This is a genomic window from Halopenitus sp. H-Gu1 (assembly GCF_041821145.1).
Taxonomy (GTDB): Archaea; Halobacteriota; Halobacteria; order Halobacteriales; family Haloferacaceae; genus Halopenitus.
Genome location: NZ_JBGUBC010000008.1, coordinates 13,390 through 34,179, shown reverse-complemented (window position 1 = coordinate 34,179; position 20,790 = coordinate 13,390). Strand labels below are relative to the sequence as shown.

Annotated in this window: 18 protein-coding genes, 2 tRNA genes and 1 pseudogene; 12 read left to right on the top strand and 9 right to left on the bottom strand. The window is 62.7% G+C overall.

Features of this window, described 5'->3' with window-relative positions:
- Window positions 1–64: 64 nt before the first annotated feature.
- Window positions 65–376: a hypothetical protein gene (locus ACERIT_RS07770; protein ID WP_373674275.1), complete on the top strand. Its 312-nt coding sequence runs from the start codon at window positions 65–67 to the stop codon at window positions 374–376.
- Window positions 377–425: 49 nt separating this feature from the next.
- On the opposite strand, the gene ACERIT_RS07765 is transcribed toward ACERIT_RS07770, so the two are convergent.
- Both ACERIT_RS07765 and ACERIT_RS07760 read right to left on the bottom strand, forming a co-directional pair.
- Window positions 426–1,244 carry an HD domain-containing protein gene (locus ACERIT_RS07765; protein WP_373674274.1) on the bottom strand — a complete coding sequence of 273 codons (819 nt, stop codon included), beginning with the start codon at window positions 1,242–1,244 and terminating at the stop codon, window positions 426–428.
- A gap of 77 nt (window positions 1,245–1,321) precedes the next feature.
- Window positions 1,322–1,810 carry a redoxin domain-containing protein gene (locus ACERIT_RS07760; RefSeq protein ID WP_373674273.1) on the bottom strand — a complete coding sequence of 163 codons (489 nt, stop codon included), beginning with the start codon at window positions 1,808–1,810 and terminating at the stop codon, window positions 1,322–1,324.
- 146 nt (window positions 1,811–1,956) lie between these two features.
- On the opposite strand from ACERIT_RS07760, the gene ACERIT_RS07755 reads away from it, so the two are divergent.
- Together ACERIT_RS07755 and ACERIT_RS07750 are read left to right on the top strand one after the other, a co-directional pair.
- Entirely contained in the window at window positions 1,957–2,280 is a 324-nt protein-coding gene (locus ACERIT_RS07755; RefSeq protein WP_373674272.1) for a twin-arginine translocase TatA/TatE family subunit, read from the top strand.
- A 31-nt stretch (window positions 2,281–2,311) separates the two neighbouring features.
- Window positions 2,312–2,384, top strand: a tRNA-Arg gene (locus ACERIT_RS07750).
- Between the two features lie 308 nt (window positions 2,385–2,692).
- On the opposite strand, the gene ACERIT_RS07745 is transcribed toward ACERIT_RS07750, so the two are convergent.
- The gene (locus ACERIT_RS07745; protein ID WP_373674271.1) at window positions 2,693–3,361 is read right to left on the bottom strand and encodes a DUF1405 domain-containing protein; all 669 of its coding nucleotides are present in this window, start codon (window positions 3,359–3,361) and stop codon (window positions 2,693–2,695) included.
- A 321-nt stretch (window positions 3,362–3,682) separates the two neighbouring features.
- Between ACERIT_RS07745 and ACERIT_RS07740 the strand changes: the two genes are divergently transcribed.
- The 7 genes from ACERIT_RS07740 (at window position 3,683) to ACERIT_RS07710 (ending at window position 13,526) form a co-directional block, all read left to right on the top strand.
- On the top strand, window positions 3,683–7,042 hold the full coding sequence (locus ACERIT_RS07740; RefSeq protein WP_373674270.1) for an ATPase, T2SS/T4P/T4SS family: 3,360 nt from the start codon (window positions 3,683–3,685) through the stop codon (window positions 7,040–7,042).
- Window positions 7,043–7,090: 48 nt separating this feature from the next.
- Window positions 7,091–9,127, top strand: coding sequence for a type II secretion system F family protein (locus ACERIT_RS07735; RefSeq protein ID WP_373674269.1), 2,037 nt, complete (start codon window positions 7,091–7,093; stop codon window positions 9,125–9,127).
- Between the two features lie 9 nt (window positions 9,128–9,136).
- Window positions 9,137–9,682 (top strand): hypothetical protein, encoded by a 546-nt coding sequence (locus ACERIT_RS07730; RefSeq protein ID WP_373674268.1) that lies wholly within the window; start codon window positions 9,137–9,139, stop codon window positions 9,680–9,682.
- Window positions 9,683–9,684: 2 nt separating this feature from the next.
- Complete coding sequence (locus tag ACERIT_RS07725; protein WP_373674267.1) at window positions 9,685–10,338, top strand: hypothetical protein; 654 nt, start codon at window positions 9,685–9,687, stop codon at window positions 10,336–10,338.
- Window positions 10,326–11,405 carry a hypothetical protein gene (locus ACERIT_RS07720; protein ID WP_373674266.1) on the top strand — a complete coding sequence of 360 codons (1,080 nt, stop codon included), beginning with the start codon at window positions 10,326–10,328 and terminating at the stop codon, window positions 11,403–11,405. The genes ACERIT_RS07725 and ACERIT_RS07720 overlap by 13 nt, the downstream gene beginning before the upstream one ends.
- Complete coding sequence (locus ACERIT_RS07715) at window positions 11,395–11,925, top strand: hypothetical protein (RefSeq protein ID WP_373674265.1); 531 nt, start codon at window positions 11,395–11,397, stop codon at window positions 11,923–11,925. Before ACERIT_RS07720 ends, ACERIT_RS07715 begins: the two co-directional genes overlap by 11 nt.
- Window positions 11,926–12,008: 83 nt before the next feature.
- Window positions 12,009–13,526, top strand: coding sequence for a hypothetical protein (locus tag ACERIT_RS07710; RefSeq protein WP_373674264.1), 1,518 nt, complete (start codon window positions 12,009–12,011; stop codon window positions 13,524–13,526).
- Window positions 13,527–13,694: 168 nt separating this feature from the next.
- Here the strand turns inward: ACERIT_RS07710 and ACERIT_RS07705 are convergent, their stop codons facing one another.
- Window positions 13,695–14,747, bottom strand: a complete 1,053-nt coding sequence (locus ACERIT_RS07705; RefSeq protein ID WP_373674263.1) for a DUF5787 family protein — start codon at window positions 14,745–14,747, stop codon at window positions 13,695–13,697.
- A gap of 130 nt (window positions 14,748–14,877) precedes the next feature.
- On the opposite strand from ACERIT_RS07705, the gene ACERIT_RS07700 reads away from it, so the two are divergent.
- On the top strand, window positions 14,878–15,804 hold the full coding sequence (locus ACERIT_RS07700) for a DNA adenine methylase (RefSeq protein WP_373674262.1): 927 nt from the start codon (window positions 14,878–14,880) through the stop codon (window positions 15,802–15,804).
- 192 nt (window positions 15,805–15,996) lie between these two features.
- Here the strand turns inward: ACERIT_RS07700 and ACERIT_RS07695 are convergent, their stop codons facing one another.
- Window positions 15,997–17,196: an MFS transporter gene (locus tag ACERIT_RS07695; protein ID WP_373674261.1), complete on the bottom strand. Its 1,200-nt coding sequence runs from the start codon at window positions 17,194–17,196 to the stop codon at window positions 15,997–15,999.
- A 485-nt stretch (window positions 17,197–17,681) separates the two neighbouring features.
- Between ACERIT_RS07695 and ACERIT_RS07690 the strand changes: the two genes are divergently transcribed.
- Window positions 17,682–17,873: a hypothetical protein gene (locus tag ACERIT_RS07690; protein WP_373674260.1), complete on the top strand. Its 192-nt coding sequence runs from the start codon at window positions 17,682–17,684 to the stop codon at window positions 17,871–17,873.
- A gap of 487 nt (window positions 17,874–18,360) precedes the next feature.
- On the opposite strand, the gene ACERIT_RS07685 is transcribed toward ACERIT_RS07690, so the two are convergent.
- From ACERIT_RS07685 to ACERIT_RS07670, 4 genes and pseudogenes are all read right to left on the bottom strand, one after another.
- Window positions 18,361–18,431: transfer RNA gene (locus ACERIT_RS07685), tRNA-Gly, on the bottom strand.
- Between the two features lie 118 nt (window positions 18,432–18,549).
- Window positions 18,550–19,335 (bottom strand): class I SAM-dependent methyltransferase, encoded by a 786-nt coding sequence (locus tag ACERIT_RS07680; RefSeq protein ID WP_373674259.1) that lies wholly within the window; start codon window positions 19,333–19,335, stop codon window positions 18,550–18,552.
- 144 nt (window positions 19,336–19,479) lie between these two features.
- Window positions 19,480–20,238: a hypothetical protein gene (locus tag ACERIT_RS07675; protein ID WP_373674258.1), complete on the bottom strand. Its 759-nt coding sequence runs from the start codon at window positions 20,236–20,238 to the stop codon at window positions 19,480–19,482.
- Window positions 20,239–20,292: 54 nt separating this feature from the next.
- Window positions 20,293–20,583: pseudogene (locus ACERIT_RS07670) on the bottom strand (DUF5779 family protein); the annotation flags it as partial.
- Window positions 20,584–20,790 lie beyond the last annotated feature (207 nt).

The window sequence follows — 20,790 nt, the reverse complement described above, 5'->3', positions numbered from 1 at the left end:
CGACTCCGGCGCGGAAATCGACGCCCCGTGGTTTTCTTATGCACCCCTCGCGTATCCGCGAGCGATGGATCGTCGCCTCGTGGCAGGCCTCGGACTGTTCGTCGTGGGTGTGGTGGCCGACGTCGCCACGACGTACGTCGCGATCGCGTTTGGCCCGTTCGTGGAGGGATCGCCGATCGGGAGGCACTTCATCGACCGATACGGTCTCGTTCGTGGGATGCTCGCGACGAAACTTGCCGGAATGGTCCTCATCGCGATCCCGGTCGCGATCGCCGACCGCGATCGTAACGTCGTTCTGGCCGTGATGTTCGGTGGCGTCGGCGTGCTCTCGTGTCTCGCGGCCGGATACAACCTCATCCGGATCGCCGGCGCGTAGACGATCGGCGGTTTCGGATCGCGAGCCGTCGAAGCCCCCTGACGGAACGTTACAACTCGATCCGCTCGACGAGCCGATCTTCGCCGTCGCCTTTGGTGTTGATCGCGACGATCCGAATGTCCGTTTCCAGAAGCGACCCCTCGAGTTTGGACTGTAAAAGCGAGTCCACCTGATAGACGCCGGCGGCGTTGTTCATCGTGATCTCCACTTCGACGGCGTGATCGGCTCCGGGAGCCAACGAAACGCGTTCGATCGCCTGCGAGGAGATCGTGTTGATGCCGCGGCCGCCTTTCTCGTAGGGGATCCGCGAGCGTCCCCGCTCCATGTCGAGTCCGTCCGCGATCCTGATGACACCCGCCTCCTCCGTAAGGGGATTCTCCTCGGTGTGGTGACAGAGGATCGCGTGTAATACCTCCGCTTTCATGCGCACGGCCGATTCGGTCCCATAGAAGTCGACGAGAAACCGGTCGAGTAGGTCGGCCGCAAGCGGTATCGAGTAGTAGGTGTGGTCGTCTCGATGGACGACGTGTCCGATGTCGTGAAGCGTCGCCGCAAGCGCGATGATCACGGATTCGTCGGCCTCCTCGAGGCCCTGGTCGCGGGCACCGTTGAACTCGACCCCACCGTGTTTGAGCAGGTCGTAGAGCCGGAGCGCGCGGTCTCTGACGATCTCGATGTGTTTCTCTCCGTGGTCGTTGTACCCCATTCTATCCACTGCATTGACGTTTTGGGCCTTCAGATACGTCCCGATCTCCGGATCGGATTCGATCGCCGAAAGCACCTCGTTCAGGCGCTCGTCGGGAAAGGCGTGGTCCATATCCGGGTCGTATTCCCGCCGTTGCATCGGCTGGTCGTCGACGTCATCCATGTCTCGTTGCTCGCGCTCCCGAAGATAAAAACCCCCCTGCAGGTCAGCGCGCCGTCGTCAGGCTCGGTGCGCCGTCGTCAAGTGGCTTCGGCGGCAGCCTCCTCGACTGCAGCCTCGACGTCGTCGTAGGGGGGTTCGTGGCCAGGCTCGTCGGCGAGCCAGCGGTACACGATCGTCCCTCCGTCGTCGATCACGAATACCGACCGGCGGGCGATCTCGTCGATCCCCACGTGATCGAAGGAGTCGACGACATCGTAGGCGGCAATCGCCTCGTGGCCGGCGTCGCTAAGCAGGTCGAAGGTAAACTCCTCTTGAGTACGAAACTCCGAGAGCGCGTAGGGCAGATCCGTGCTGATCCCGAAGACGGTCGCATTCAGTGCCTCGAACCGGTCCAGTCGGTCGCGAAGCGTACACAATTCGGTCGTACAGGTTCCGGTGAACGCGGCCGGGAAGAACGCGAGCACGACCGGTCCGTCGCCGAGGTTGTCGGACAGCCGCATCGGTTCGACGTCGTCCCCGACGCGCGTCGCCTCGAAATCGGGTGCGGTATCGCCGGTGGTTACCATATCGATCGGTCGTTCGCAGAGGGTTTTACCGTTGTGGCTTCGACGGAGCGGTGGCGCGCTAGCGGCCGTGATCGATCGTCGATGGGCGAAATAGTCCCCCCGGGAGCAAAAGGCATATAATAATAACCGGGCTACTGCGAGTTGAGATGATACCCTCGATTCCACTGTTCGGCCCGCTTCCAGTCGGTCCCGAACTGCTCATCATCCTGCTCGTCCTCGTCCTGTTGTTCGGGGCCCAGAAGATCCCGAAACTCGCTCGCTCCACCGGTCAGGCAATGGGCGAGTTCAAGAAGGGACGCGAGGAGGTCGAAGAGGAGCTTCAAGAGATGCAAGGCGAGCCCGACTCGGACTCCGAATCCGAGACGACCGAGTCGACCGAGCGTACAGAAACGACCGATGCCGACGACGTAGACGAGACGGAACCGGAGACGGAATCCGAATCCGAGACGACCTCCGAGACGTCGTCGTGATCCACTCGTCCGGGCCTATCTCCTTTTGATTGGACGCGTGGCCTAGTGGATAGGGCGAGAGGTTCCTAACCTCTCGATCGCGGGTTCGAATCCCGCCGCGTCCGCTCGCTTCGCTCGCGGACGCGGCGTAGTCCCACTCGCTCACTGCGTTCGCTTGCGGGACTCCCGCCGCGTCCTTCCTTTTGGTCTGTAGATTCTGTTTGATTGTGGGACTCCCGCCGCGTCCTTCCTTTTGGTCCGTAGATTCTGCTTGGTTGCGGGACTCCCGCCGCGTCCTTCCCTGATGATTCGTCTGTGGTTCGAACTCCCACAGAACGGTCTTTTCTTGAACCCTTCTCGTGGTTCGCGTGGCGTTTCGAACTCGTCGCTTGCGGGCTTCCGGTCGAGCGGTTCGGTCCCGGGTACACGGATTTCACGACTCGAGCCGACGGAACGACCGGGCGGCAAGCGCCACCGCGAACACCCCCGCGACGACCGTCGCCGTCGGCAGGGCGAATCCGGGTTCGTAATGCAACGGCGGGTGATAGCCGAATCCGTAATCGACGACGTCGTTGAGAAGCGACAGCCCCATCGCGAGTGCCAGCGCGCCCCGCGTTGTGCGCCCGATCGCGGGCAGGAGTAACGCGAGCCCGACGAACGCCAGGTGCGTGAGGAGGATCCCCCAGTAGGAGATGAGCGCGTTCGGTGCTCCGAGATATAACTCCGGGCGGATGTGGAGCGCCGCAAGCGGCCACAGACCGTACTTCACGAGCCAGACGAACGCCAGCGTGTGGAGGTACGCGAGCGGACGATTGACCGGGGCTTCGATCACGTCCTCGCCGGCTCCGACCGTCGGAAGCAGGGTCGCGAGCGCAAGCATCGCGAGCGCGAGCGCCATCGGCGAGTCGGCATATAGTGGCCACAAAAGCGTCGGAACGGACGCCATCGTCGCGACGTAATAGCGACCCCCGACGAGGATGCCGACGGCACAGATCGCGAGCACGCTCGTCAAGCTCCGTGGATCGCCAAGCAACTCCCGGGCGAACGCCTCTCGGATTCGACGTCGAACGTCGGGATCGCGGAGTCGACCGATCGGTGCCACATCACCTCATCGGATTCCTGCCGCGAAAAACCTCGCGGGTCGGGAGAGGGACAAGCGGCGAGCCACCTTATGCCCCGGGATGAACGGGACACTCCGTGCGAGATACACGGGACCTGACACACGGAGACTGATGCGAACCACCCATGCGACGTCGGGGACGACCACGTCACTACCGACGCCGGAAACGACCTCCTCACCACCGACGTCGGGAACGGCCTATTACCGTAACTCGAACCCAATCCGGCCGCGTTCGGCGCTCTCGTTGGCTCGTTGACGGGAACGGTGGAAGCCTTTTTGGCTCTGCCGCGATTGGTTCGGACCATGGCAATTGAGGACGTCGACGGCGATGTCGATCCTGAATCGGATGGGTCATCGCCGTCACCGACGTCCGGACGGGGGGACGGCACGACCGCTGGCGAGTACACCTGGGAGGCGTTCCTGCGCGAGCACGGCCACGAGGACGCGGCCGATCGCCTCCGCGAGCGACCTACCGCGGACGCGGAGGCTCCTCCCTCCGAGACGGACTGGGACCGCGTCGGGATCGATCCAGCCGATTTTCTCGGGTTTGATCCGGAGATGCTTCCCGATCGGATCGGGGTCGCGGCGTCGGTCGGCGAGACGGTTCGGGTCCGATGTAGCGATCGATACGACCTCGATCGGACGCCCGTCAAGAAGGATTACTACACGTGGGAGGAGTACAAACGCGAGTACTTTTATGACGCGGCCGGGGATCCGCCGACGACCGCCGACGGCGAGCCCGAGACCTTCGACCCGTCGGACGATCTCGGATTCGATCCGACGGCGATCGAAAGCGTCCTGGCCGCCGCCGGCGAGACGGGCTCCGATCTCGACGAGATCGTCGACGAGCGAACGGTCAACGTCGCCGACGATATCGACGAGGACGCGTTCTTCTCGGATCCCGACGGGACCACAACACTCGTCAACCGATATGATCTCGAAAAGTCGGTCCCGAACACGAAGAAGTCCCACTTTCAGGAACTGGAACGCTACTGGGTGAACGAGCCGTACGCGTTCGTGATCATCTTCCACTCGACGAAGGAAAACGAGCGGAAGTACTACGCGATCCAGCCGTACATGACCGAGATCGAAACGGAGCTGCAGTCGTATCTCACCGGCAAGCTCCGGACCTCGATCAAATACGCCGACGAGTCGATCGCCGGCGGCGACGAGGACTTCCGACGCGAGGTGATCGCCGAGGAGACGTACACGCTTTTGGATCGGTACGACCTGTACTCCTCGGAATCGGAGTCGGGTCCGCTCGCGAGCGTTCTCGATCGATTCGGATTTGAGCCAACCGACGGGATCGCCGCCCGGATCGCGGGGGCTCTCGGGTATGAATCCGCTTCCGAGACCGTCGAGTACATCGAGGGACTCTCCGCTCGTCCGGAGTCGGCGGTCCTTGACGACGATCCGGAGACGCTCACCGAGTATCAGGTCCAAAAACTGTTGTACTTTCTCCAGCGCGACTTCATCGGCTACGAGCGGATCGATCCGATCAAATTCGACATCAACGTCGAGGATATCTCGTGTGACGGATACAACTCGCCGGTGTTCGTCTATCATTCCGAATACGAGCAGATCATCTCCAACATCCATCACGAACGAACGGAACTCGACGATTTCGTCGTCAAACTCGCACAGCGATCCGGCAAGGGGATCTCGAAGCGATCCCCACAGGTCGACTGTACTCTCCCCGACGGGTCGCGTGCACAGCTCACCCTCGGCAAGGAGGTCTCCGATCACGGCACGAACTACACGATCCGGCAGTTCAAGGACGTCCCGTTCACGCCGGTCGATCTCATCAACTGGCGGACGTTCTCGCTCGACGAGATGGCCTTCCTGTGGCTGTGTATCGAGAACCACAAATCGCTCATCTTCGCCGGCGGTACCGCCTCCGGAAAGACGACGAGCCTGAACGCGGTCTCGCTTTTCATCCCGTCGAACTCGAAGATCGTCTCGATCGAGGACACCCGGGAGGTCGAACTCCCCCAGCGCAACTGGATCGCCTCGGTGACGCGCCCGTCCTTTAGCGACGACGACAAAGGCGATGTCGACGAGTTCGACCTGCTCGAGGCGGCGTTGCGACAGCGTCCCGACTACATCGTGATGGGCGAGATCCGCGGCGAGGAGGGTCGAACCCTCTTTCAGGTTATGTCGACGGGTCACACGACCTATACGACGTTCCACGCCGACTCGGTCGGCGAGGTTCTCAAGCGGTTCACCACCGACCCGATCAACGTCTCGAAGACGATGTTCACCGCCCTCGATCTCGTCTCGATTCAGACGTCGACACGGGTCCAGGGTCGGAAGGTCCGCCGAAACAAATCGATCACCGAGATCAACCACTACGACGCCGAAAACGACGAGATCAACGTCCAGGACGTCTATCAGTGGCAGGCCGAGACGGACGAATTCCTCCAGATGGGCGAGTCGAACACTCTTGAGGAGATCAAATTCGATCGCGGCTGGACCCAGGAAACGCTCTCCGAGGAGATGTTTAAACGCCGCATCGTCTTGGCGTACCTCATCGATCACGACCTCAACACCTATGCGGAGGTGGCCGCGACCGCCCAGGCGTTCATCAACGATCCGGAGACGATCCTCGCGTTGATGGCCAACGATGACCTGAAACGCTCGCTTGAGGACCTCCGGGAGATGGAGTCGGTGCAGATCAACGTTGAAGCCGAAACCGAGGCGATGGTTCCCCGCCCCGACCCCGACGAGGAGGGCAAACGGGAGGCCGCGGCGATCCTCGAAGAGGCCGAGGATATCTTTGAACGCTATCGCGATACCGTCCCCGACTCCGTCGCCGAGGCGCTCGTCGAGGTACAACCGGAAGCCGACGTCGAGGTGAAGCCTGATGATGACGACGACCAAGACGATCGAGACACCACGACGGACGCGGACGATCTCAGTGCCATGACGGACGCGGACGACCTCCGAAGCGACGTACAGTCCGCGGACCCGGAATCCGAAGCGGACGACGAGCCGTCCGCGACTTCCGACGACTCCGAGCGGGCCGACGAGTTCGGATCGGGAACCGACGAATCGATCGCAGCCGCTGATTCGACCTCGGACGATTCCGAGGAATCTGACGATGACCTCCGGGAACCGCTGGATCTCTCGAACCCGGACGCCTCGACCGGATCGGATTCCACCGACGCCTCGACCGACGTCGGCGACGATCCCCCACGATCGACCGGCGACGAGACGGACCGGACGGAATCGTCCGGAACAGCCGATCGCACCGAAGTCGATTCGGAGCCATCGATCGAACTCGATCGCGAGGAACCCGACCCGGCGGAACCGACTTCCGGGGATACGGATGACGGACGTGCTGGCGTCGGCGACGGTACGGGAGTCATCCTAGGTGGGGAGGATAGCGAAAACGCCGAGGACGAAAGGAGTGATCGGGACGATGTGGCCGATACGGGCGATCGGGATGACAGGGGGGTCGATGATGAGGACGATAACGACGGCGCTCAGGGCGACAGGGGTCCCGACGATGGGGACAGAAATCGGGACGACGATGAGGATGGTGGTCAGGGCGACAGGGATGTCGATGATGAGGACGATAACGACGGCGATCAGGGCGACGATGACGACACAGCCGAGATCGACGAGTGGCGGTTCAAAACACCGGAGGACAATAGTGACTGACTCGTGTGTGACCGCGATACCGGAACGGAACCCTTCGGGTGAACGGCCATGAGCTTTGGCACGGAAGTGGAGGGTGAGTCGGGGGGGCTCGACGTACTCGGGGAGTTATTCTACCCCGTTTTCCAGTTGCTCTTCGATTCCGACGGCGATCTTGTCGCCGACATCGAGACGAAGCTGACGGAGGCGAGAATGGCCGACACCGTCGAGCTGTTCATCTCCAAGGCGCTTGCGCTTGGGATCATCTCGGGGCTGTCGCTTTGGGCCGTCGGAACGTTCGTGAGCTATTCGGTCTTCGCGCTCGGGATCGTCGACCCTGAGGCGCTCCGTCTCGGGATCCCCGTTTCCGACCCGAGCGTCGCCGCGTTCATGCGCTCGCTCATCGTGCCGACGGCGGTGTTCCTCGCCGGGATCGTCTTCGGTTCGATCGGGTTCGCGGCGGGATTCGGCGGGGTCCTTTCGATACCGTACTCGCGATCGTCGGCCAGGAAACGCGAGATCAACATGTTGCTTTCTGATTCGGTGTCGTTCATGTACGCGCTCTCGGTCGGGGGGCTCAACCAACTCGAAATCCTCCGATCGATGGCGGACGCCGAGGATACCTACGGGGAGGTCTCACGGGAGTTTCAAAGCATCGTCAACGAGACGGAGTATTTCGGGACCGACTATCGGAACGCGATCCGCAAACAGGCGATCGAGACGCCCTCCGACGAACTCGCGCAGTTTTTGACCGACATGCTCTCGATCATCAACTCCGGCGGCGACATGGAGCACTTCCTGAACGACAAAAAGGAAAAGCACCTTCGAACCGCCAAACAGCAACGCGAGATGACTCTCGAAACGCTGGAGCTGTTCGGGGAGATGTACATGACGCTGTCGCTTTTTCCGCTCCTTCTCATCATCATCCTCGTCATCATGGGAATGATGGGCGACTCCGACGACCGGCTGCTTTATGGCACCGTCTACGTCCTCATCCCGCTCACCGGAATCGGCTTTTTGGTGCTCGTCTCGACGGTCAAACAGGACGAACCCGGCGACGGATACCTCCACCCGCAGGGGACGAGCGATCGGCTCGAAACCGAAAGCAAGGAGGGACTACTCCACCTCGGTCTCATCGAGGGATTTGTCGGCCGATTCAGCCTATTCGATCGCGTCAAGGACCGGGAGGGGACCTACAAAACGAAACAGCTGTTGCACAGCCCACACCTGTTTTTCAAGGAGAATCCGATCTACACGCTGGCGTTGACGATTCCAGCAGCAACCGTGTTGATCGCGAGCGCGATCGCCGTCGGGGCGGCGCCGCTGTCGGTCGACGCGTGGATCGCAAAGCCGATCTGGAGTACCGTCCTGTGGGTATACATTCCGGTGTACCTCACGCTCCTGCCGCTTGCGTTCTTTCACGAGTGGCACGAGCGGTCCAGAGGGGCGGTCGTCGGAAAGCTCTCGGAGAACCTTCGAAAGCTCTCGTCAGCTAACGATACCGGACAGACGCTTCTGGAATCGATCGACATGATCGCGGACACCTCCTCGGGCCGCCTCGCCGATGAGTTCGAGGTGATGTACGCGAAGGTCAACTACGGGATGAGCCTTCGGGAGGCGCTCGTCGAGTTCAACAACAAGTATCACATTCCCCGGCTCGCACGGACGGTAAAGCTCATCTCGGAGGCCCAGGAAGCCTCCTCGCAGATCACCGACGTGTTGACGACGGCAGCACAGGCCTCCGAGAACCAGGACGATATCGATCGCGAGCGGCGGTCGCGAACCAGGATGCAGATCGCGATCATCCTTATGACCTACGTGACGCTTCTCGGCGTGATGGCGATCCTGCAAACGCAGTTCATCGACGTGATGGCAGAGCTCGTCGACTCCGGTAGCGGGGGAGGTGGAGGCGGGGCCGGCGACATGAACTTCGGCGGCGGCGTCGATCCGGCGCTACTCTCGCTTCTGTTCTTTCATGCGGTTACCATCCAGGCGATCCTCTCGGGGTTCATAAGCGGCTACATCCGAAACGCCGACATCATATCGGGCGTGAAATTCGTGGTGATACTGATGACGATCGCGCTTGCCACCTGGATCTACGTGGGGTGACTGGTAGGTATGTCTCTCCCGACACCACCGCTCCCGGATGGCCGCTGGCGCGCACAGACGACGCTCGATTTCGCGATCGGCGCGAGCGTCTTTCTCGTCGTCGTCGCGTTCGTCATCGCGTTCGTCTCCGGAATGCTTGCGCCCTTCGAGGCCGTCGATCCGACGCAGGCGGCCGATCGATTCGCCGCGATGCTCGCCGGAGACCTTCTCGGCCATCCGTCGGACGGTCGGACGATCGATCCGGTCTGTACCGCCGCATTCTTCACCCAGATACAGAATGGAGCGACTGAAACCGACGCCTGCCGTTTCGACGGTGATGACACCGACCTCGAATCGACGTTTGCGACCGATCACACGGTCAACGTCACGATCGAAAAGCGCACCGGCGGGATCGCCACCCTCGAGTACGACGGGACGACCGCGACGCTCAATGACGGGGGGAACACGCCGCTTCGTGCGGGACCGTCGGCAGCCGGTCGATCACAGGTAACCGTGTCCAGACAGGTCGTATTGCTCGACGGACGAAGCCACCGGCTCGTGGTACGGGTGTGGTGACGATGCGTCGATCGACTTCCTCGACGGATCGGGGCCAGGCACACACCCTCGAAGCGGTCGCGGCCGCGATCGTCCTCCTGTCGGCGATCCTCTTTGCGCTTCAGGTAACCGCGGTGACCCCTCTTTCGGGGAGTACCTCGAACCAGCACATTCAGAACCAGCAGGCGAACGTCGCGGAAGGCCTCCTTGAGGCCGAGGCGGCGAACGGCTCGGTCAGGGAGCTGCTGCTTTATTACAACGCTTCCAGCGACGCGGAGCGGTTCCACGGCGCCGATGGCGACGACGGCGAGTACGACGGGCGGCTTCCGACGAACACCACGTTCGGAGCAGCACTTGAGGAGACCTTTCTGGAGCGGGGGATCGCAGTCAACGTCGATCTCCATTACATGCGCGGGTCCGGTGAGCGCCGATCACAACCCCTCATCAACCTCGGCACGCCGAGTGACCACTCCTCGACGGCGACCTGGCAGGTCACTCTCCGGGAATCGGATGGGCTTCTGGACTCGGATGGAAACCCGACCGGCGAGACGATCGGTGACGCCGTCGCTGCCGGCGATCGGACGTACTTCACCACCCATGACATCGACAACGAGACCGACGTCGACTCCGATCTCTTCAACGTGATCGAAGTGGAGGTCGTCGTATGGCGGATGTGAATGGATCGGTGCCCTCTCGCGAACCCGCGGGGTCGGGAGCGATCGCAGACCGAACGGACCGCGCACAGCTGTTTCTCGTGGGCGCGATCGTCCTTGCAGTGTTGTTCCTCGCCCTCGCGGCGCTTTTAAACTCCGTCATCTACACGGGGAACCTCGCGACGCGCGACTCAGGATCGGACGTCGCGGCGACGATCGAGTACGACGACGCCGCTCACGACGCCATTGAGGTGGTACTCGCCGAGACGAACGATTACAGCGAGGGAACCGACGTCGCTCACGACGAACTGTGGACGGAATTCTCCGAGGGAATTGACGCCTGGGAGTCCGCCTCCGCCGAACACGCCGCGATCCGCGGGACGATGGTGTCGATCGAGAACGTCACCATCACGAACGGCACCCGGATCCAACACAACTCGACGACTGGCGAGAACTTCTATCCCGTCGACGACAACACGACCACGGAGTGGACCCTTGCCGACTCGACACGTGTTCGAAAGTACACGATCGAGGCCGAACCGACGAACGGGACCGCCGCGACCCTCAACGACACCGACCCAGTGAACGTCACGGAGACGTTCTTCATCGAGTTCACCGGGAACGAGACGTACTACCTCCATCTCTATCGGACTTCCTCCGGGGACGGTTGCGCGCTCGTCCACGACGGGACGGACGGGGTCGAACGTGAGTGCGTCTCCGATTCGGAATTCCATGTGAATCTCACCGGCGACTCGACGAATTCGAACATCACGATCGCGCCCGCAAGTGCTCCCGGTTCGACCGAGGCGTTCGACGTCTCCCTTTTTGAATCGGTCGGCCCGGGACACGAGATAACGTATCACAATCCCGGAACGATGAACGGCACGTACACCCTCACAATCTCCTCGACGACCGGCGACGCTGGGATGGACGCGAACCGGTTCAACGAGGATCCAAACGCCTCCGGATCGCCAACCGCCGATGATGCGATCTACGACGTCGAGTACGACGTCATTCGCCGTTCGAAGGCCGTTCGCTACCGAAACGGGACCCGGATCGCTCCCGAGGAGGCACCCTACAATGCGTCCTGACGGAACGATCGAAGCGGTCGTCGAGTTCCTGAGACGGGCCGTTCCGATCGCCGGAACCGATCGAGCCGTCTCGACGACGATCGGATACGTTCTCGGGCTCATGATCGCGTCCCTTCTCATCTCCGGGCTGTTCATCGCCGGAGGATCCACCCTTGAGAACCAGCACGACACGGCGGTTACAAGCGGCCTCGAGGCGTCCGGCGAGCGGATCGCAACCGGCTATTCGGATGCCGATCGGCTCGTCGAGGCGGCAGGCGGGGGCAACGTTACCGTCGCGGTCGCCATCGATGCGCCGAAGCGGATCGCGTCCAGTGGATATGCGATCAGCGTCACTGGCGGAGCCGATGGCCCCCCGTACACGAACACGATCGAACTGGAGGGATCCGATGGGTCGATCACACACACGGTCCGATTCCGAAGCTTCACCCCAGTAAGCGACCGCTCGATCGACGGCGGACCGGTCGTGATACGGTACGTCGAGGGGGAGGGACTCCGAATCGAGCGGGGGCAGATCGAATGACCGGCGAGGACGATCGAGCGGAGCGTCGCGACGGATCCGGTCGGGACCATACCCTTAACCCCTGTCCGGACGTAAACGAGACCATGAGGCGCGCTCTCGGGGGGATTCGGGACGACGAGCGCGCGGTTAGCGCGACGGTCGGGGTCGTGCTCATCGTCGCGATTACGCTCGTCGGGACGGTTACCGTCGTCACGCTCGGGTCCGCCGCGATCGGCGACACCCAGCAGGCGGCCGACGTCCAGCGCGGCGAACACGTGATGACGCAGTTCGCCTCCAAGGTGGCAATGGCTTCCCTCGGCGAGTCCGGCAGCCAATCGATGGCGACCGGCGAGACGCAGGGCACGATCGGCGTCACCGAGGAGACGGGCCGAATGCAGGTCTACCACGTCAACGCCAGCGGGGCAGATCAGGTGGACCAGGTCGCAAACAGCACCCTCGGCGAGGTAACACACCGAAACGACGACCGAGTTACGGCCTATCAAGGCGGCGGAGTCTGGCGAAAGCAGGGTGAGAACCCGGCACAGATGGTCTCTCCCCCGGAGTTTCACTATCGCGGTGCGACGTTGACTCTCCCCATTGTCTCGGTGACTGCCGGCGAGACGGCCGCGGCCTCCGGGTCCGCTCGGATCCGCGTCGAGGGCGGAGACACGACCCGGACGTTTCCGGACCCGACCGCCGCCGATGATGACGAAACGGCCCACAACCCGGTGGAGAACGGGACCGTCGTCGTGGTCGTCGAGAGCGAGTATCACGACGGATGGCGTGAGTACTTCGAGCGCCGAACTGATGGGCGCGTCGTCGACACCGCTGACATTCCGACCGAGCGTGTTCCCGCCGAGGTCCTCGACGACGTCGATTCCGAAAAGACGGTCGTACTCGAACTCGAGACCGCCGGAACGGGCGGCATCTTCGATCTTCCTGGCGCGGGCGAGCAGATCCCCGTCGATGGATTCACCGAGCGGGACGCACTGCAGGCGTTCTCCACGACGTTCGACGTCGATCAGCCCAATCAGGGTTGGGTGAGCTTCCACGGAAAACGCGACGATCAGTACTTCGAGACAGTCATCCAGTTCGATGAGGGACAGGGAAGCGAAGACGTCTGTGATGCGACCTTCGACGCGCGCGTCCTTTATACCGACGGTGACGTCGCCCACCACTGGAAACTCGCGGATTCCTCCGGCGTGACGGGTGGAGATTTCGCCACCTGCCAGGACGGGATGTTGAAGATCGACTTCACCAGCACGGAAGCGTTTACCTACGTCAACGAGGATCCCGGAAGCGCGGTCGAGTATCAGGACGTCTGGGGGAGCGATTACACGGAGCCGGCCGAGATAAACACCTCCGAAGGCACGAAATCCAGAATCGCCGGGGAGACGCTGGAACCGGACTGGTTCGTCCGGGACTACCTCGATCGGTTGGGGCCCTCCTTCGAGCTCCAGGCAACGTGGGGTCGCGATCAAGGACAGGGGAACAACGACAATAACTCGATGAACATCGACGACGACTCCAGCGTGACCTTCGAGTACGATCGCACCGGCGAGGGACAATACGTCACCTATCTCCACGTCACGGAGAACTCGGTCACCGTCGAGTTCGGATGATCGACGACTCGGATCGTCGAATCGACCGTGGACACCGTTGGCGCTACCAGGGTGCTGGTGCGTGGTTTATCCGTGGTCCGTCCAAGGTGATCGAAAGCGGAGCGTCGAGACGACGCCCGTTTTCCGAATCCGGCGGCGGTTCCGTTCGGACCCCGTTTCGAGGGCGCATCACCGACGAACCGTCCGGTAGCGAGCGCGATCACGGCGGCGATCGAGTAGCCGCCTAATTCCGTTCCCGGGACCCCCTTCGATGGGCCATCCCTTCGTGCGCCACCCGGGCGGCTCCGGCGAGAAGGATGCACAGGAGCCCGAACACTCGCGTGCGGTCGGACACCGTCCCTTCGCGGCACACTCGGGCAGCAACGCCTCGCCCGCCCGATCGAGTCGAAAGTGGCGGCAGTCCGGTCGCATCGTCTCGTGGAAGGATCGCCAGCCGCGGCCGTATGCGCGTTCGGCCAGGACGAGCCGCCGGAGTTCCCGCTCCCGATTTTGTGTCCGTTCTTGCTCCCGCTCTTGATCACTGCCGGGTCCGTCACCGGCGTTTCCACGTCGATCGCCGGAATGCGACCGTCCGAGATCGCTCGGGAGCCACTCGACTGCGGCCGCCGCAGGTGTCACGCCCGCGGCGAGGTCCGTGATCAGGATCCCGGCCTCGACGGGCATCTCCCGACGGAGCGCGGGTTCGAGTCGGGAGCCGGTCGTCTCGGTGGCAAGCCACGTTTCATCGAGGAGACCCACCTCGACGTCGTATGCGAGCTGATCCGACAGTCTGGTGGCGGCACTGGCGGTGAGGTCGGGTTTGTTTTCGATCGCGACGATCCGGCGTATCCAGTCCGGATACGGTCTTCGGCGTCGGATCTCGATCCGTCCCTTCCGACTCCGCTCGTCGATCAGATCGCGGTCGGCCGCTCGATGGATCGCTTCCCGAACGTATCGCCAGGGATAGTCCGGTTCGGGGAGGACATCACGATACCACGCCCAGTCGCCCGGCGCCTCGCGGACGATCCCGAGCAGTTCTCGATCGAGTTCGCGCTCGCCGAACGCCCGGCGACGGCGAAGTCCCGCGGGATCGACTTCGACGACGAGGACGTCCCAGCGACGCTCCTGTGTCCCGATCTGACGGGCGACGATCGCCGGCCTCGACTCGCCGTCCGGATGCCAGGCGAGCTCCGCCCACCGGCAGACGAGCAACTCGTAGCCGAACTCCGCGTCCGGTATCACGTTCGAGGATGTGCGCCGATCGTACAAAACGGTACGGTCGCGATCGTGCCGCGACGGAGGGCCATCCCGACGGCTCCCGCCGCGATGGACGAGGTATTTATCCCGGTCCGCACTCGACTGGCGACCGGAGATGGCACAGCCAGTTTTGAAGTGGGCCGGCGGCAAACGTCAGTTGCTCGCTGCGCTCTCCCGCCGCTTCCCGACCGTCTACGGTCGTTACCACGAGCCCTTCCTCGGCGGCGGGGCAGTCTTTTTCGATCTCGAACCCGAGGATGGAACGGTAAACGACGCCAACCCGCGGCTCGTCAACTTCTATGAACAGGTCAAATCCCGGCCCGAGGCGTTGATCGATCGCCTCCGGACGTTCAAGGATCCCGAATCGGATCCGGATCCCGAGTTGGCCTTCGCCGAGACGACGTCGAGGGGGACGGAGGTGACGAACTACTACTATCAACAACGCGCCCGGTTCAACAGGCGCCCCTACGGCCACGAGTTCGATCCGCTCGAGGAGGCGGCACTTCTCGCCTATCTCAATCGAACCTGTTATAACGGACTCTACCGCGAAAACGCCGATGGTGGATTCAACGTCCCGATCGGTCGATACGCGGATCCCGATTGGGTACAGGCCGATCGGATCCGGGAGGCGAGCCGGGTGTTGGCGGGAACGAGCATCCACAACCGTGATTTCGAGTACGTCCTCGACCGGGCGAGCGCGGGCGATCTGGTCTATTTCGATCCCCCCTACGAGCCGATGAGTCCGACCGCTGATTTCAACGAGTACAGCGCCGAGGGGTTCGACCGCGACGATCAGGAGCGGCTGCTCGATGTCACCTCGAAGCTCGACGCCGCTGGCGTCCACGTCGTCCTCTCCAACAGCGGTGTGATGTACGATCGCTACTGTGAGGCCGGACTCGTCGTCGAGACCGAAGGTGCCACGCGGGCGATAAATAGCGATGCCGACAACCGCGACGAGGTGGCGGAGATCATCGCCACGACCGTTCCCGCGGACGAGCAGCGGGGATCGACACAGGCGGGCCTGACCGAGTTTTCCGGCTGATCGGGACCGAATCGATCCTGAGTTGATCGGGAACGAAAACCGGGCCTGAGACGGGGAGAAACGGAATCGGATCGGACTGTGAGACGATCGGGAACGGGATTCGAGTCAGGAGTGATGAGATTTGGATCGGGAGTGGTCCTCGACCGGAGTGCCCCTTGAGACCCTCTTGGAAAGACGGCGATCACCCGGCCGTCACCGATCGACGAGGGCGGTGATCACGGCCAGGACCGCGGCCAGCCCCATCGCGACGGCGAGCATGACGAATGCGACACGGAACCCGGCGGTGTCCGCGATCACGCCGACGACGGACGGTGCGATCGCTCCGACGCCCATCAACATCGTTCGCGCCAGACCGAGCCCCCCGCCGGCAACCTCGTCGGGGAACTCCGTCGCGAGGTAGGCGCCGCGAAGCGGTCGGAAGCCATGACTGCCGAGACCGAACAGGACGACCGCACCGCCGAGGAAGAGAACACCTCCTCCGGAGACTACGACGAGTCCGCCAAGCGCCACGGCTGCGACCGCCAACACTCCAACGGACAGGGTGAGCCGACCGACTCGATCGGAGAGGTCGCCGGTCACCACCTGGACGACGCTCACGGCGAACAGGGCGCTATAGAGTATCGAGGCGCTCGTCTCGGTCGTTCCGGCCTCGACTAAGAACAAGGGGAGGAACGCCACGACCCCGTTGTACGCGAAGGCGAAACAGAGCGTGACCGCGATGAAAAGCTGGAATCGTCGTTCCCGAAACGGTCCGAGATACGAGCGCAACTCGAGATCGCCGATCGCGGCCGAATATCCGCCGGCTGACGGCTCCTGATGTGGCACTCGCATCGAGAGCGTGACGGCGAACGCGATCGCGGCCAGACCGATTCCGACGAAGAGAGGCGGCCAGCCGGTCGTGGAGAGGGCGCTGACGACGGCAACCGGAGCGATGACGCCGCCGACGGTGCCGAGCGTATCGAACGCCCCCAGCGCGCGACCGGTTCGACCCGGATACAACCGGGCCAACAATCCGACCGAGACCGTCTTGTGAACGCCGGTTCCGAGTCCCACGAGCAGCATGCCGACGACGAGCAGCGGGAACGTGGTCGGCAGGAAGAAAACGAGACCACCGATCCCGGCGATCACCGCGCCGAGGGCAACCACCTCCACGTCGTCGAGCGTATCCGCGAGCGCTCCACTCGGAAACTGCACCGCCGCATACAGCAGCATCATCCCGGTGTATGCGCCGCCCAGCCACGCGTTCGGGACGTCGAGACTTGCTCTAAACGTCGGGAACAACACCGGAAAGGCGTATCTGAGCAGCTTTGCGATCAACCAGATCCCGCCCACTAACGCGAGGGGTTCGTACCTTCGCAGATCGGTTATCCGTCCGGACCGACGATGGCTCATTCGATCGACCCACGGCGTCATCCCACAAAAGCCATCGGTCCTCGGCCTCGCCGAACGCCGGCGTGGTCGTGCGCACGACCGCTCGGATTCGAACCCATCTCGACCGTTTTTCTCGCTACGGTCCGAGAATGCACCGCCCGGAATTCCCGTGAGCACAACGATCGGGCAGTCGAATGGCGCAGAACGCTGACGATCCGTCGAGATCGCTCGAATGGATCGGTCTCCCGGAGATGAAATGCCGCAGGGATACCACTACTTGCGCGCCAATCGCGAACATCGGCCGCGAGTCGCATATAACTCAAAACGCGGGGTAGAGGGGAACGGAGTTGAAGTGGTGTGTGGCGGCGACTGGTGATCTTCTAGTAATTCGGTCTCCCCGCTCCGATTACTACCCATTCTTCAATTTCACGTGGGAATACGCCAGAATCGACGATTTATTCTTAACCATCGAAAAGTAAATAAAATCTCTCCGAGATGACTACGGTATGCAATTCGATTTCCTCCGTTCGGTCGGAACACTGGTCGTCGTAACCGTTCTGGGCATCGTCGGTCTCGCTGCGAGTGGTGCCATGCCGACGAGAGTCATCTTCATGATGGTGCTCCCGTCAATGATACTCTTTGCAGTCGTGGCCTTCGTCCTCGGAATGAAACATGGCGAGTATCGCGCTGGCCAGTAACCGTCCGATCGAGATTCGGGACAACTCGTGAGAAACATCCGCCGAGACGGCGACGAACTCGGCAGGTGAGTGGAGCGGGGGGATCACCGTGCTGGTCAGCCTCTGGCTTCTCGCCTCGCCCGTTACGGAAAACCAAGGAGAAAGCCTCGTGCTTTAGCTTGAGGGTGAAGCCGGCATACCCGACATTGAGTTGCGGTGTCCATGTTCTGTACGGAAAGTCGGGCGGCAAACGACCGCAGGGGGTGCGTCGGTCGGGATTCCCGTGAGCGTAGCGAACGGGAAGTCGGGCGGCAAACGACCGCAGGGAGTGCGCCGGCCGGGATTTGAACCAGAGAAAGACGGTCCTGCTCGCTTCGCTCGCAGGTTGCGACTTTCAGGATTCAAAACCCCTCTCGGCGAGTTCTCTCACTTCGTTCGAGAAATGCGCCGGCCGGGATTCCCGTGAGCGTAGCGAACGGGAAGTCGGGCGGCAAACGACCGCAGGGAGTGCGCCGGCCGGGATTTGAACCCGGGCCATGAGCTTGGAAGGCTCAGGTCCTACCACTAGACCACCGGCGCTCATCTACCGAAAATCACCGGTGGAATAAGGACCTTACCCTTTCCGAGCGTCGCATCGTCGCCCCGACGACCCTCGGTTGGCTACACGGGTGTCTCGATCGAGGCCCGATCCCGGGTCTCATCGGGCTCCCGAATCCGGACGAACGACCACGTAGCAGTTGCCGCTGGATATCTCGAAGTCCTCGATCGACAGATCGCTGGCTTCGAGGTCCGATCGAAACTCGGCCGGAGCGTAGATGTGGTAAAACCGCGGAACCGTCTCGCCGCCGGGAAGCGTCCAGTCCACGATCGTGTCGAACCCCTCCTCACTTCCGTTCGTATCGGTCGCGTCGTCCGTCGAGTCCCCGTCCCTTCCGTCGAAGCGGTCGTGAGCCGTACTCCAGGTGCTCACGAGCGCGACGCCGTCGTCGCACAACACGCGTGCGAGTTCGTTGAGACTCCGTATCCGCCGCGTTCTGGACCGGAGATGATGGATCGTCGCGACGTAGACGCCCACGTCGACGGCTCCCGTCCGGAGCGGAAGTGATGCGGCATCACCCTGAAGGAACGTCGCCTCGAACCCCCGTGAATCGGCCCGATCGACCGCCTCGGCGAGTAGTCCACGGCTTGCATCCAGACCGACGACCGACTCCGAACGGTCCGCAAGCGATTCCGTGTGCCGGCCGTTTCCGCAGCCGATGTCGAGCGCGCACGTCGCCGTCCGCCCGTCGAGGAAGGACTCGACTTCGGGCCAGGCGTATTCGCGCGTTTTCGCGAAGTGTGCGGCGATCCGGTCGTAGGTCGCGATCGGATCGGGATCGCGCACCTGCGGACGATCAGCCACGTCTCCGTTCTCGTCATCCGGTGAAACGTCTCCGTTCTCGTCATCCGGTGAATCGCCCACTCGGCTCGGATCCTCCGCCATGTGTCGTGTCTGCGGACGGGTGGTGAAAGGTCCGCCGAAACGACGTTTCGTCGCGTCCGTTCTCCACTTCATCGGTCGTTCGTTTTCCGGAGTCTGTTCCATCCAGTCGCGCCTTCCGGAGCGCGTCCGCCATCCGGTGCCCGTTCAGCGACCGAGGGCGGTGCGAAGTGCATTCAGGTAAGCGGAGGGAGCTCGTCGGCGGGCTCCAGCGAGCGCGTCCGCGAGCGCCTCTCCGGCTCGGTCGTGAATTCCCGTGCCGTGTCCGACCAAGATTCGATCGGGATCGATCCCGGCGAGGGGACGCCGTGGGGGAATCGGACGCAACATCGGGTGGACGCCGAGGCGCTCGTTGGCGGCGCGAAAGAACTGGTTCGTGCCGACTGCCTCGGGGACGATCAGGGTCGAACCGTCAAAGAGGGCGACCTCCTGCCAGGGTGGAAGCGAGGCGTTTCTCACACGGATCGCCTCGAAGTCGGTGTCGGCGAGCCGGGGGCCGAATCGTTCGACAGGGGCTTCGAGATCCGCTTCGACGCCGTCCATCCACTCCGGGATCCAGACGGCGACGTCATGTCGGTTTGCGACCGCCGCGCAGTCCCGCGTATGTCTATCCAGACAACAGACCACTCCCGCGACCGTACCGAGATCCGAGAGGAGATCGTCGAGAGCTTCGGGATCGGTCGAATCGACCGGGTCGAAGACCCAGACGTCCGGTCGGTCCTCGCGTTCCTCGTTCGAAACGGTGACCGCGTGGCTCGCTCGCTCCATCGCCTCCTCGGGATAAGCAAGCCACCCCACTCCGCCCTCGAACCGATCGATCACGTGAAGATCGGAGCGGTCGTCGGCCGTCTCGCTCCCGTCGCGAGCGTCGGAGTCGAAATCGGGATCGGAGTCGGATAGGGTCATTGTATCGAACACGGTCCGACGATGCTTAAAAGTCGGCCAGAAGGGAGTGGCTTACTCCGTGAGCCGCTCGGTGTCGATGGCGACGTCCGGAGGAGTCACGACGAGGAAGCCTCGAAAGTGCATTAACTCGCCGTCCATGTCACGGATCTCGCGGGCGAACCCGGCCGCGAGCTCGTTGAGATCGCCCTCGATCGACAACACGAGCGTGTTTCCGTACTCGACGTGGCGGATCCACTCCGCCGGGTCCGTCGAGCCATCGAGTATTCCAAGGACCACGTCCCCGCGTGCGCCGATCTCATCGAGTTGGTCCTCCGCGTGTCTGAGGTCGAGATCCCAATCGCCCATGTCCGGTGGTCCACGCCTGACTTAAAAAGGATTCCCCCTGCGGGCGCGTTCGAACCGAAACTGGATGGAAGGTGGACGAACGCCTGGTTCGAGAGTGAACGAACGCCCACTCGGAGTATAAAGATGGTTCCAGATCACCATCGACCGTATCGAGGACCGACGTCTCCGACGGCGAACGCCGATCGATCGCGCCGGCGTCCAGCGATC